A 13,132-nucleotide genomic window follows, 5' to 3' on the forward strand; every position below is an offset into this window, starting at 1 on the left:
CCCGGTGAAACGAGAGCACCGGGCGGACTGAACCTCGCACCCGCGGCGTCGTGCAGGCACGCGAGGCCCATCGTCGGTCAGCCGACGTCCCCGCCAGAGTACCAGCTCACCGGCGAACCGCCCGGTGAAGGTCCGCCGGGATGTCAGAGGAGAAGCTCGCGGACCTGCGACACGTCCTCGCCCATCTGCGCCAGCAGCGGCTCGACCGAGTCGTACCGCACCTGACCGCGCAGCCGGGCGACGAAGTCCAGGGCCACCCGCTCGCCGTAGAGGTCGCCGGAGAAGTCCAGCGCGTACGCCTCCACCCGACGCTCCCGGCCGGAGAAGGTCGGGTTGGTGCCGACCGACACCGCCGCGGCCAGGTCGGGATGCCCGCGCCGGACCAGCCGGGCGGCGTACACCCCGTCCGCCGGCACCGCCGCGTACCCGTGACAGAGCAGGTTGGCGGTGGGGAACCCCAGCTCCCGGCCGCGCTGGTCGCCCCGGACCACCACCCCCTCCAGCCGGTGCGGGCGGTCCAGCGCCGCCGCGGCGGCGGCCATGTCCCCGGCGTCGATGCAGGACCGGATGTACGTGGACGAGAAGACCGTGCCCCCCTCGGCGACCAGCGGGCCGTCCTCCACCCCGAAGCCGAAGGTCCGGCCGAGGCGTTCCAGCAGCGCCACGTCACCGGCGGCGCGGTGCCCGAAGCGGAAGTTCGCGCCCACCACGACCAGGGTGGCGTGCAGGTTCGCGACCAGGATGTCGTGCACGAACGCCTCGGCGGAGAGCCGGGAGAACTCCGGGGTGAACGGCACCACGCAGAGCGCGTCGACGCCGAGGGCCTCGATCAGTTCCGCCTTGCGGGCCGGCTCGGTCAGCACGGCCGGGTGCGACCCGGGGCGCACCACCTCGGCCGGGTGCGGGTCGAAGGTCACCACCACCGACTGCACGCCGAGTTCCCGGGCGCGGGCCACCGCGTGCCCGATGGTCGCCTGGTGCCCCCGGTGCACGCCGTCGAAGACGCCGATGGTCACCACCGACCGTCCCCAGCCGCCCGGCGTCGCGTCGTACCCCCGCCACCGCTGCATGACCCCATCCCTCTCCGCGCCGGCGCTCCGGCGGCCTCGCCTACCGCTCCTACCGCGTCCCGCCGCCCGCCCGGCGGCCCCGCCGGCCTCCGGGGCCGGCGTCAGGCCGGCGCGAGCACGATCTCCGCGCGGGCCCGCCCGTCCCGCTCGCTGACGATAGCGACCAACCCACCGGCCGGATCGAAGACCGCGTACGGCCCGGCGATGCCGGCCGGGGCGAGCGGCCCGCCGTGGGAGAGGATCCGCGCCTCGTCGGCGGTGGCGTCCCGGCGCGTGAAGAACCGGTCGGCCGCCGCCGGGAGCGGGAGGTTGACCACCTCGGGGGCGCGCTGCTCCAGCTCGTCGAGGGTGGCGGCCTCGTCGAGGGCGAACCCGCCGACCGCGGTACGGCGCAGCGCGGTCAGGTGGCCGCCGACGGCCAGCGCCCGCCCGGCGTCACGGGCCAACGCGCGCACGTACGTGCCGGAGGAGCAGGTCACCGCCACGTCGACGTCCACCACGCCCGGTGTCTCCCGGCGCACGGCGAGCAGGTCGAGCCGGGACACGGTGACCCGCCGGGCGGGCAGGTCGACGCTCTCGCCCTGCCGCACGCGGTGGTACGACCGCTGGCCGTTGATCTTGATGGCGCTGACCGCGCTCGGCACCTGGTCGATCTCGCCGGTCAGGTCGGCCAGCGCGGCGCGGACCGCCTCGTCGGTCACCGCGTCGGCCGGCTTACTGGCGGTCACCTCGCCCTCGGCGTCGTCGGTGACGGTGCTCTGGCCGAGCCGGACCGTGGCGGTGTAGCTCTTGCCCGCCCCGATCACGTACGTCAGCAGCCGGGTGGCCCGGCCGACCCCGATCACCAGCACGCCGGTGGCCATCGGGTCCAGCGTCCCGCCGTGCCCCACCCGGCGGGTCCGGGCCAGTCGCCGGATGCGCGCCACCACGTCGTGCGACGTCATGCGGCCGGGCTTGTCCACCACGATCAGACCGTCGGTACTCACGACCGCCAAGCCTGCCAGAAGCCCCCGGGCCCGCCCCACCCGGTGGTGGGCTCAGCGGACCACCCCCACCACCGCCCAGGCCCCGGAGCGCAGCCGCAGCAGCAGCGCGCCGAGCCGGAGCACCACGAACAGGGTCAGCCCGGCCCAGATCCCACCCAGACCGAGATCCCAGACGTACGCCGTCCAGATCGCCGGCAGGAAGCCGCCCACCGCCGCCACCACGGTCAGGTTGCGCAGGTACCGGACGTCCCCGGCGCCGATGAGCACCCCGTCGAGGGCGAACACCACCCCGGCCAGCGGCAGCATCGCGGCGAACCACGGCCAGGCCAGCCGCGCCTGCGCGTGCACCTGCGCGTCGGTGCTGAACCAGGACGGGACCACCCCCGCACCGGCGACGACCAGCAGCGCGAAGAGCACCCCGCAGCCGAGGCCGAGCAGCGCGAACCGGCGGGCCAGGGCCCGTGCCGCCGGGGCGTCGCCCGCCCCCAGCGCCGCGCCGACCAGGGCCTGGGCGGCGATGGCCAGCGCGTCGAGCAGCAGCGCGGTGAAGAACCACAGTTGCAGGGTGATCTGGTGGGCGCCGACCGTGGCGGCGCCGAACCGGGACGCCACCGCCGTCGCGGAGAGGAAGCTGGCCTGGAAGGCCACGCCCCGGATGAGCAGGTCGCGGCTGAGCACGAGTTGCTGGCGGATCAGCCGGGGCCGGGGGTGCAGCGGCACCCGCTCGGCGACCAGCGCGGCGGCGAAGAGCCCGCCACCGATGGTCTGCGCCACCACGTTCGCCACCGCCGACCCGGTCAGGCCCAGCCCGAGCGGGTAGACCAGCAGCGGGCAGAGCACGGCGGAGAGCAGGTTCGGCCCGAGCACGAACGCCAGCGGGCGGCGGGTGTCCTGGACGCCCCGCATCCAGCCGTTGCCGGCGGCGGCGAGCAGCAGGCCGGGGGCGCCGAGCGCGGCGATCCTCATCCACTGGCCGGCCGCCTCGGCCACCTCGCCGGGGCCGCCGGCCAGGCCCCGCGCCAGCGGGCCGCCGACGACCTGCATGGCGAGCGCCACCAGCAGCCCCACCCCGAGCGCCAGCCAGGACGCCTGGACGCCCTCGGCGACCGCCGCCGCCCGGTCCCCCGCCCCGAAGCGGCGGGCCGCCCGCCCGGTGGTGCCGTACGCCACCACCGTGCCGAGCCAGGCGATCAGCGTCATCACCGTGCCGCCGATGGCGACCGCGGCCAGCGGCACCCGACCGAGGTGCCCGACCACCGCCGTGTCGACCAGGACGTAGAGCGGCTCGGCGGCGAGCACGACCAGGGCGGGCAACGCCAGTGCGGCGATCCGGCGGGGCGACGCGGCGACAACCCTGGACTCGCTCATCGGCCAGATCCTGGCACGCTCCCAGTAAGCACCACAACCCTTACAGGCGCTTACTCACACCTGCCGGGGCAGGGACGACGAGCGGGTGCCCCGGCGCCGTGGGCGGCCGGGGCACCGACGTGCTGCGGGTGAGGACTACTGGCGGGTGTCCATCGAGGTCTGCAGGGCGCGGCGGGCCTGCTCCCGGGCCTCGTCGGTGGCCGTGCTCGCGGTGTCGGGCTTGGGCTTGGTCGGCATGGAACGTCCCCTTCCAGGGTGTGGCCACCGCACCGGCGGCCGGCGGGCGATTCAGCTGAGCGCCGGGCAGCGGTCCGGGATCACCGGAGCAGCGCCTGGCAGCGTGCGCCCGGGTCGGTTGCGACCCTGGAGGGAGGCGACGCCTGATGCGACGCCACCGCCCACGACCTGCGCACGGCGCGCCGCAGGCCGTTTCCCAAGTTAACGTTCAGGTCCACATGCTGCCCGGCGATCCCACACTCTGGGCGGAGGACTTGACGATCAGCGGGCCAGGAAGTGCCAGCCGACCCACCACCAGAAGCCGAGCAGACCGATCCGCCCCACCGGCACCGGCCCCACCTCGTACCGCATCAGGTAGGCGCAGACGTCACCGATGGAGGGGATCCGGGAGCCCTCGCGCCGCGACGCCCACTCGACCACCGCGAAGAGCACCAGGGAGAGCAGGAAGCCGGTGATGGCGATCGTCCGCATCATCGCCGCACCAGCCCCCAGAAGGTGGCCAGCCAGAGCATCCAGGCCGCCGACCGGAGCAACTCCTCCTCCAGCAGCGGATCGGCGAGCCGGGAGAAGGTCGGGAACTCGTCCTTCGCCGCCATCGCGAACGTCGCCGCCTCCAGCACCACGAAGAGGGCGACCGGCAGCAGCCACCAGAGCACCCCGGAGGGCAGCCGGCGGGGGGCCGGCCGGCGGGCCGCCCGGTTACCGAGGCCGAGCCAGATCAGCGCGCCCCCGGTGCCCAGCGTGTAGAGGTTGGCAGCCGTGGAGAACGAGGGCAGGTGACCGCCCACCAGCGACAGGCAGATCAGCACCGGCACGGTGACGATCGGACGGTCCCAGACCCGGGACGCGTCGACGGCGAGATCGTGCGGCTGCTCCATCCGCCAATTCTCCCTGCCGTCACTCAACGCGGGAAGACCGACACCCGTCGCTGATCTTCCTGATCTCCACCGCCGATCACGGCGTCGTCGAGCTGCCCCCGGATCCGCTCCACCACCTCGTCGGCCGTACCCCGGCCGGTGAAGCCCGCCGCGAACCGGTGCCCGCCGCCGCCGAGCGCGACCGCGACCCGGCTGACGTCCACCGCGCCCTTGCTGCGCAGGGAGACCGCCCACTCCTCGGCGGCGACCTGCTTGACCACGCAGCTCACGTCCGCCTCGGCGGTGCACCGCACCGAGTCGATCAACGCCTCCAGCACGTACGGCCGCTGCCCGTGCCGGGCCAGGTCGTCCAGGGTGGCGTAGGTCCAGACCAGGCCCCGGCCGCCGGCCGCCGACGGCTCCAGCCGCGCCCGGCCGAGCACCTCGCCGAAGAGCCGGACCGCGCCGAACGGCCGGTGGTCGAAGATCCGCCGGGAGATGTCGCCCGGCCGGATGCCGGTGGCCAGCAGCCGCGCCGCCATCTCGTGCACCGCCGGGGTGGTCGCCTCGAAGCGGAACGAGCCGGTGTCCGTGGTCAGGGCGACGTACAGGCACTCGGCGATCCCGGCGTCCAGCGGCACGCCGAGCCGGTCCAGCAGCCCCTCGACCACCACCGAGGTCGCCGCGGCCGCCGGATCCACCAGGTGGATGCCGCCGAAGCGGGTGTTCGAGGCGTGGTGGTCCAGGACGAGCGCGGTGCCGGCCGTGGCCAGCCGGTCGACCAGGTCGCCGAGGCGCGACGCGCTCGCCGCGTCGAAGCAGACCACCAGGTCCGGATCGGGGTACGCCTCGCTCGCCGGCACCAGCAGGTCCAGGCCGGGCAGGCCGTGGAAGGGCTCCGGCACCTCCGGCGGGCCGGGGAAGGTCGCCTGCAACCGGCGTACGCCGAGGCGACGCAGCCCCAGCCCGAACCCGAGCATGCTGCCCAGCGCGTCCCCGTCCGGGTTGACGTGGCAGATCAGCAGCACCCGGCCGTCGGCCGGCACCTGACGCACCGCGTCGACGGCGGCGGCCCAGTCGGCCCCGGTGGGGCCCGCGTCGGACCCCGTACCGCTCAGCACCGTGCCGGCGGGTCCGGTCACCGCCGGTCCCCGCCCGGGGGCGGCACCTCGGCGGCGGACCCGGCGGGCTCGTCGGACCCGTCGACGTCGTCCTCGTCGTCCTCGTCCAGCCGGTACGGCTGGGCCTCGCCCGCGTACGCCTTCCCGGCGGCCAGCCGCTGCACCTCGGCGTCGGCGGTGCGCGCCTGGGCCAGCAGGTCGTCGATGTGCTTGACCTGGTCCTGCACGTCGTCGAGGACGAACGTGAGGGTCGGCGAGTGGCGCAGCCCGAGCGCCTTGCCGACGGTGCTGCGCAGCATGCCCTTCGCGCTCTCCAGCGCGGCGGCGGTGCCGGACTGGGCCGCGGCGTCACCGAGCACCGTGTAGAAGACCGTCGCGTCCCGCAGGTCGGCGGTGATCCGGGCGTCGGTGATGGTGATCATGCCGAGCCGGGGGTCCTTGATCTGGCTGCGCACCACCGACGCGACCAGTTCACGCACCCGCTCCGCGTGCCGACGTACCCGGGCCGGATCCGTCATCTCCCCCACCTCCAGGACCTACCTGCTACCGGTCGGAGACGACGGCGCCCCGCGCCGCCGGGCCCGACCGCCGACATCCCGAACACTACCCGCGTGACCGGACCGCCCGCGCGCCGCCGCCGCTGCCCGGCCGCCCGGTGACATCGGCCGCCGCCGGGGTCCGCCCGAGCGCCGGGTCACTCCTCCGCCCCGTGCAGGCGACGGCGGACCGAGAGCAGCTCGACCTCCGGCCGGGCGGCCACCAGCCGCTCGCACGAATCGAGCACCTCCCGCACGTGGGCCGCCTCGGCGGAGACCACGGCCACCCCGATCTGGGTCCGGCCGTGCAGCTCCAGCGACCCCACCTCGGCGGCGGCGACCTCGAATTTCCGCAGCGCGGCGACGATCGGCCGGACGTAGGAGCGCTTGGCCTTCAGGGAGCGGGAGTCCCCGGGCAGCAACAGGTCGAAACAGGCAGTTCCCGTGTACACGGCGAGCAACGGTACGCCGGAGGGCCCCCTGCGGTCACCCGGTTTCGGCCGGGGCGACCGCCACCAGCACGTCCCGCTCGATCGCCTGGTCCACCCGGTGCGACAGACCGAGGTACCCCGGCCCGTCCACCACCCGCAGCCCCGCCCCGGTCAGCACCGCCTCGGCGGCCCGGCGGGGGGTCACGTGGGTGTTCCAGGACAGCCCCAGGGCCCCACCGGGACGCAGCAGCTCCCGCCAGACCGGTACGGCGGCGGTGAGCAGGTCCAGCGGGCTGCGGGACAGCTCCCGCCCGGTACGGCTGCCGTGGGCCACCCCGTACGGCGCGTCGGTCACGACGAGGTCGGCGCAGCGGGGGCGCAGGGCCTCCCGGGCCCGGAGGGTGTCGGTGTGCAACAGGGTGACCCGCTGGGTGTCGCCGGCCTGGTGGGCCTCGCGGGAAGGGGCCAGCACCGCCTCGAAACGGCGGGCCACCAGCTTGCGGTCCCGGCGCACCGGGGTCAGCTCGGCGCTGTGCTTGAGCCGCTTGCGCTTGAGCCAGGTGCGCAGGAAGGCGGCGTAGGAGTCGACGTCCTTGCCGTCGTGCTCCACCCCGATCCCGTCGTAGCCGTACATCAGGGCCTGGTTGAGGGTGGTGCCCCGGCCGCAGAGGGGGTCGAGCACCACCAGCCGGCGATCCAGCATCGCCGGGGCCGAGGCGGAGGCGAGCAGGGTGGCGTTGAGCAGCAGCCGGGTGAACTGCTCGTTGGTCTTACCCGGGTACTTGGGGATGGTGATCAGGTCGGAGTCGTACCGGGCCAGGGGCCACAGCGGCACCGGCCGCAGCAGGGTCTCCCCCACCCGCTCGAAGAGCGCGTACGCCGCCGACAGGTTGGCCAGGTAGGCCAGGTCCCGCTCCCCCAGGCCCGGGTCGGGCACGTCGAAGGTCAGGTACTCCACCCCGGCGATGCGGTCCGTGCCGGCCCGGGTCGGGGCGGCGTCGAGCACTCCCGAGCCGGCGAAGATCTCCAGCTCGGCGCGGGCCAGCCGGCCGGCGGCGTCGGCGTAGACACGGTTGGTGGAGGGGGCGAGGAGCAGCGCGTACCTGGGCACGCCGGAGATTGTCCCAGGCGGCGCGGACGGTGACGGCCGGGACCCGTCCGGGCCCCGGCCGTCACCGGTCGTGCTCACCGTGCGCTCAGGCGCGCGGCTTCTCCCGCATCTCGAAGGTCTCGATGACGTCGCCGACCTGGACGTTGTTGTAACCACCCAGGGTCAGACCACACTCGAAGCCCTCGCGGACCTCCGTCGCGTCGTCCTTGAACCGCTTGAGGGAGCTGATCGTGAGGTTGTCCGCCACGACCGCCCCGTCCCGCAGCAACCGCGCCTTGGCGTTGCGGCGGATGATCCCGGACCGGACGATGCAACCGGAGATGTTGCCGACCTTGGACGAGCGGAACACGTCGCGGATCTCCGCGCTGCCCAGCTCGACCTCCTCGTACTCCGGCTTGAGCAGGCCCTTGAGCGCTGCCTCGATCTCCTCGATGGCCTGGTAGATGACGGTGTAGTACCGGATCTCCACGCCCTCGCGGTCGGCGATCTCGCGGACCTTGTTGGCGGCCCGCACGTTGAAGCCGATGATCGTGACCGCCTCGGACGAGGCGCTCGCCAGCATGACGTCGCTCTCGGTGATCGCGCCGACGCCCCGGTGGATGATCCGGAGCTGGACCTCCTCGGGGATGTCCAGGTTGAACAGCGCGTCCTCGAGGGCTTCGACCGAACCGGAGACGTCGCCCTTGAGCACCAGGTTGAGCGAGGTCTTCTCGCCCTCCTTGAGCTGCTCCATGAGCGTCTCCAGGGTGGCCCGACCACGGGAGTTGGCGAAGGACGCCGCCCGCCGCCGTGCCTGCCGCTGCTCGGCGATCTGCCGAACGGTGCGGTCGTCCTCGGCGGCCAGGAAGGTGTCACCCGCCCCCGGCACGGTGGTCAGACCGAGCACCAGGACCGGACGGGCCGGACCGGCCTCGGAGACCTGCTGGCCGTTCTCGTCGAGCATCGCCCGCACCCGGCCGTGCGCCCCACCGGCGACGATCGAGTCGCCCGCCCGCAGGGTGCCCTTCTGCACCAGCACCGTGGCGACGGCACCCCGGCCCTTGTCCAGGTGTGCCTCGATCGCCACACCCTGCGCCGGCCCGTCGATCGGAGCGGTCAGCTCCAGCGACGCGTCGGCGGTCAGGATGACGGCCTCGAGGAGGTCCTCGATGCCGATGCCCGGCTTCGCGGCCACGTTGACGAACATGGTGTCGCCGCCGTACTCCTCGGCGACCAGCCCGTACTCGGTGAGCTGCTGGCGGACCTTGTCGGGGTTCGCCTCCGGCTTGTCGACCTTGTTGACCGCGACCACGATCGGCACGTCCGCCGCCTTGGCGTGGTTGAGCGCCTCGATGGTCTGCGGCATCACGCCGTCGTCGGCGGCCACCACCAGGATCACGATGTCCGTGACCTGGGCACCACGGGCACGCATGGCGGTGAACGCCTCGTGACCCGGGGTGTCGATGAAGGTGATCGCCCGGTCCTCGCCCTCGTGCGGGACGTGGACCTGGTACGCGCCGATGTGCTGGGTGATCCCGCCGGCCTCGCCGGCCACCACGTTCGCCTTGCGGATGGCGTCGAGCAGCTTGGTCTTACCGTGGTCGACGTGACCCATGACGGTCACGACCGGCGGACGGTCGACCAGGCGGTCCTCGGCCACCTCGGCGTCCAGGTCGATGTTGAACTGCGCGAGCAGCTCGCGGTCCTCGTCCTCCGGGCTGACGATCTGCACGTCGAAACCGAGGTGCTCACCCAGCAGCAGCAGGGTGTCGTCGGAGCAGGACTGGGTCGCGGTGACCATCTCGCCCAGGTTGAACATCTCCTGGACCAGCGAACCCGGGTTGGCGTTGATCTTGTCGGCGAAGTCCGACAGCGAGGCGCCACGGGAGAGCCGGACGACCTGACCCTGACCCCGGGGGGCACCCGAGCTCATGGTCGGGGCCGACAGGTTGTCGAACTCCTGTCTGCGCTGCTTCTTGGACTTGCGACCCCGGGTCGGCCGACCACCGGGACGCCCGAAGGCACCCGCGGTGCCGCCACCACGGCCGCGACCGCCGCCACCGGGACGACCGCCGCCACCGGCCGGCGCACCGGGCCGGAACCCGCCGCCGGCACCGGCGCCACCGCCGCCCCCACCGGGGCCGCCACGGTAGCCACCGCCACCGCCGCCACCACCGGGGCCGCCACGGAACCCGCCGCCACCGCCGCCGCCCCCACCGGGACCGCCACGGTAACCGCCACCGCCGCCGCCCCCACCGGGACGACCGGCGCCACCGCCGGGACGACCGGCGCCGGGGCCGCCGGGGCGACCGGGGCGCTGGCTCGGCATGGAGGCCGGGCTCGGCCGGGGCGGCATGGACGCCGGGCTGGGCCGCGGCGGCATGCCGGCCGGGCTGGGCCGGGGACCGCCGGCACCGGCGGCCGGCGGACGCTGCTGCTGACCGCCCTGGATACCGAAGGGGTTGTTGCCGGCGCCGCGCGCCGGGGGCCGGCCACCCGGACGCCCACCGGGGCCCGGGGTCGGGCCACCGGTCCGGTTGGCGGCCGGGGAGCCCGGACGGGGCGGCATGGTGCCCGGACCGGGACGCGGACCGGGGCGGGGACCGCCCTCGGCCGGCGGCTCCCGCCGGACGTTGTCCCGCTGCTGCTGGCGGGCGGCCTGGGCGGCCTTGACCGCGGCCTCCTGCTCAGCCTTCAGCGCGGCGGCGCGCGCCTCGGCGGCCGCCACCTCGATGTCGTGTGCGCTCGCCGGCTTGGCGACCGGGGCCGCCGAGGGCGGCGGGCCCGGGATGGGCCCCTTGGGCTTCGGGCCGGGGGTCGGCGGACCCGGCCGCCGGGGCGGCATCGGCTTCGCCGAGACCCGGGGGAGCCCGGGGGACGGGGTGGGTGTCGGGGTCGGGGCCGGAGCGGCCGCCGGTGGCGCCGCCGGCGCCGGGGAGCCGGCACCGGCAACGAACGCGTTGCGCAGGCGTCGGGCGACGGGCGCCTCGACGGTGCTGGACGCGGACTTCACGAACTCGCCCATTTCCTTCAGCTTGGCGAGAACGGTCTTGCTTTCGACCCCGAGCTCCTTTGCCAGCTCGTGTACGCGGGCCTTACCTGCCACTGCACTCCTCACTCCGAGGTCGTGCGGGCAGCACCCGCAGCGACCTCACTCGTGCACTTGAAGCCTGGTCATTTCTGCGACTTCATCGTGTGCCCATGTCGGTCGTCCTACCTTGCTTGCGACCCTCACCCGGTCCGGTTGACCGGGTGTCGTGGTTTGACGCGTCAACGTGCTCCGCCAGCTCACCGTGATCGACGACCCCGGTGACGCGCAGTGCCCGCCCGAAGGCGCGACGCCGCACCGCCAGCGCGAAGCAGGCCGGATCCGGGTGCATGTTCGCTCCCCGACCCGGCATCCTGCGGAACGGGTCGGGCCGGAGGCTGTGGCCAGCCTCGTCGGTCACCGCGACGATCCGCAGTAGTTCGCTGGTCGGCGCACGACGCCGGCAACCCACACAGGTGCGCTCCGGCAGCGCGCGTCCCACCACTGGAAGAAGTCTACCCCTAGCTGCCCGAGATCGCGCCGCCCGGCTCCCGGACGTGATCAGCCCCGCTCCGGCCACCGCCGGCCGACTGGTCGGCGTCCGACTTGATGTCGATCCGCCAACCGGTCAGTCGGGCGGCAAGTCGGGCGTTCTGCCCCTCCCGCCCGATCGCCAGGGAGAGCTGGAAGTCCGGCACGGTCACCCGGGCCGCCCGGCTGGCCAGGTCGACCACCTCGACCCGGAGCGCCTTGGCCGGGGACAGGGCGTTACCGACGAAGGCGGCCGGATCGTCCGACCAGTCGATGATGTCGATCTTCTCGCCGTGCAGCTCGCTCATCACCGCGCGGACCCGCTGCCCCATCGGGCCGATGCAGGCGCCCTTGGCGTTGACGCCCGGCACCGTGGACCGCACCGCGATCTTCGTACGGTGACCTGCCTCACGTGCGATCGCGCCGATCTCGACCGTACCGTCGGCGATCTCGGGCACCTCCAGCGCGAAGAGCTTCTTCACCAGCGCCGGGTGCGAGCGGGAGAGGGTGATCTGCGGGCCGCGCATCCCCTTGGCCACGTGCACCACCACGCAGCGGATCCGCTCGCCGTGCACGTACCGCTCGCCGGGCACCTGCTCGGACTGCGGCAGGACGCCCTCCAGCTTGCCCAGGTCGACGCTGACGATGCCCTTCTCGGCCCGCGCCTCGTGCGCCTGCACCACGCCGGTGACCAGGTCGCCGTCGCGGCCCACGTACTCGCCGAAGTGCACCTCGTCGGTGGCCTCCCGCAGCCGTTGGAGGATCACCTGCTTGGCGGTCATGGCGGCGATCCGGCCGAAGTCGTGCGGGGTGTCGTCCCACTCCCGCACCACCGTGCCGTCGGAGTCGAGCTCCTGGGCGTACACCAGGGCGGCGCCGTTCTTGCGGTCGATCTCCACCCGGGCGTGCGACTCGGCGCCCTCGGTGTGCCGGTACGCGGTCAGCAACGCGGTCTCGATCGCCGCGAGGATCGTGTCGAACGGGATCTCCCGCTCGCGCTCCAGTGCCCGCAGCGCCGCGAGGTCGATGTTCACCTCTCCTCGTCCTCCACATCGTCTTCGTCGTCGTCGATTTCGTCTGTTTCGTGGATCTCGTCGAGGCGGCTGAACTCCACCTGCACCCGCCCCGGGCCCAACTCGGCGTGGCCGTACTCCGCCCGGCCGGCGTCGGTCTCCAGCACCACCCGCTCGTCGTCGGCCTCGACCACCCGGCCGGTGACCTGCCGGTCACCGGCGGGCTGCTCGGCGCGCTGCCCGGGGACCGCCGCCACCGACCGGACGGTGACCTTGACCAGCCGGCCGACGTTGCGCCGCCAGTGCCGGGGCAGGGTGAGCGGCCGGTCCACGCCGGGGGAGCTGACCTCCAACTGGTACTCCCCGGCGACGATGTCGCCCCCGGCGGCCTCGGCGTCGTCCAGCGCGGCGGAGACCGCCCGGGAGACCTCCGCGACCGCGTCGAGGTTGATGCCCCCGTCGGCGTCCACGATCACCCGCACCACGTGCCGGCGGCCGGCCCGCGAGACGGAGAGGTCCTCCAGGTCGTAGCCGGCCCCGGCGACCACCGGCTCGATCACGGTTCGCAACCGGTTACGGCGGGTCGTGGCGTCCCCGCCCCGGGGAGCCTCGCCACCACGGGGCCTGCCCGTCGGTCTGGTGGCACGGCCACGCTGCGTCATCTGGCGCACCCTTTCCGAAGGTCGGCGACCCCGGTCGGCCGCCATGCCGGCACGCCACCGGGCGGTACCGCGCACCGGTGGCTGCGCAGAGCGTAACGCGCGCACCGGGCGACGGGCCGAGCGGCGCACCGACGCCGGTCACCCACCCACCGCACCGGATGGTGTTGACTTGTCCGGTGACGACGGGCAGGACCACACGACG

12 protein-coding genes and 1 pseudogene are annotated in these 13,132 nt (G+C 74.2%); all 13 read right to left on the bottom strand.

Going from position 1 to position 13,132, the window contains the following annotated elements; genetic code table 11:
* Positions 1–143 precede the first annotated feature (143 nt).
* Positions 144–1,070, bottom strand: coding sequence for a bifunctional riboflavin kinase/FAD synthetase (locus tag ACQUFX_RS17365; protein ID WP_428961412.1), 927 nt, complete (start codon positions 1,068–1,070; stop codon positions 144–146).
* A 101-nt stretch (positions 1,071–1,171) separates the two neighbouring features.
* Positions 1,172–2,056, bottom strand: coding sequence for a tRNA pseudouridine(55) synthase TruB (truB, locus tag ACQUFX_RS17370; protein WP_428961413.1), 885 nt, complete (start codon positions 2,054–2,056; stop codon positions 1,172–1,174).
* Positions 2,057–2,107: 51 nt separating this feature from the next.
* Complete coding sequence (locus ACQUFX_RS17375) at positions 2,108–3,424, bottom strand: MATE family efflux transporter (RefSeq protein WP_428961414.1); 1,317 nt, start codon at positions 3,422–3,424, stop codon at positions 2,108–2,110.
* A gap of 498 nt (positions 3,425–3,922) precedes the next feature.
* The gene (locus ACQUFX_RS17380; RefSeq protein ID WP_428966987.1) at positions 3,923–4,132 is read right to left on the bottom strand and encodes a DUF6186 family protein; all 210 of its coding nucleotides are present in this window, start codon (positions 4,130–4,132) and stop codon (positions 3,923–3,925) included.
* Positions 4,132–4,539: a hypothetical protein gene (locus ACQUFX_RS17385; RefSeq protein ID WP_428961415.1), complete on the bottom strand. Its 408-nt coding sequence runs from the start codon at positions 4,537–4,539 to the stop codon at positions 4,132–4,134. The genes ACQUFX_RS17380 and ACQUFX_RS17385 overlap by 1 nt, the downstream gene beginning before the upstream one ends.
* A 23-nt stretch (positions 4,540–4,562) precedes the next feature.
* The gene (locus ACQUFX_RS17390; protein WP_428961416.1) at positions 4,563–5,660 is read right to left on the bottom strand and encodes a DHH family phosphoesterase; all 1,098 of its coding nucleotides are present in this window, start codon (positions 5,658–5,660) and stop codon (positions 4,563–4,565) included.
* On the bottom strand, positions 5,657–6,157 hold the full coding sequence (gene rbfA, locus ACQUFX_RS17395; RefSeq protein ID WP_428961417.1) for a 30S ribosome-binding factor RbfA: 501 nt from the start codon (positions 6,155–6,157) through the stop codon (positions 5,657–5,659). Before rbfA ends, ACQUFX_RS17390 begins: the two co-directional genes overlap by 4 nt.
* A 176-nt stretch (positions 6,158–6,333) precedes the next feature.
* Positions 6,334–6,627, bottom strand: a complete 294-nt coding sequence (locus ACQUFX_RS17400; protein ID WP_428961418.1) for a DUF503 domain-containing protein — start codon at positions 6,625–6,627, stop codon at positions 6,334–6,336.
* A 34-nt stretch (positions 6,628–6,661) separates the two neighbouring features.
* Entirely contained in the window at positions 6,662–7,717 is a 1,056-nt protein-coding gene (locus ACQUFX_RS17405) for a TRM11 family SAM-dependent methyltransferase (protein ID WP_428961419.1), read from the bottom strand.
* Positions 7,718–7,802: 85 nt separating this feature from the next.
* Positions 7,803–10,802 (bottom strand): translation initiation factor IF-2, encoded by a 3,000-nt coding sequence (infB, locus tag ACQUFX_RS17410; protein ID WP_428961420.1) that lies wholly within the window; start codon positions 10,800–10,802, stop codon positions 7,803–7,805.
* Between the two features lie 45 nt (positions 10,803–10,847).
* Positions 10,848–11,229, bottom strand: a pseudogene (locus ACQUFX_RS17415) (YlxR family protein).
* A 16-nt stretch (positions 11,230–11,245) separates the two neighbouring features.
* The gene (gene nusA, locus ACQUFX_RS17420) at positions 11,246–12,289 is read right to left on the bottom strand and encodes a transcription termination factor NusA (protein ID WP_428961421.1); all 1,044 of its coding nucleotides are present in this window, start codon (positions 12,287–12,289) and stop codon (positions 11,246–11,248) included.
* Positions 12,286–12,930: a ribosome maturation factor RimP gene (gene rimP / locus ACQUFX_RS17425; RefSeq protein ID WP_428961422.1), complete on the bottom strand. Its 645-nt coding sequence runs from the start codon at positions 12,928–12,930 to the stop codon at positions 12,286–12,288. Before rimP ends, nusA begins: the two co-directional genes overlap by 4 nt.
* Between the last annotated feature and the right edge of the window lie 202 nt (positions 12,931–13,132).

Origin of the sequence: Micromonospora fluostatini, assembly GCF_050410825.1 — a bacterium.
GTDB lineage: Bacteria > Actinomycetota > Actinomycetes > Mycobacteriales > Micromonosporaceae > Micromonospora > Micromonospora rosaria.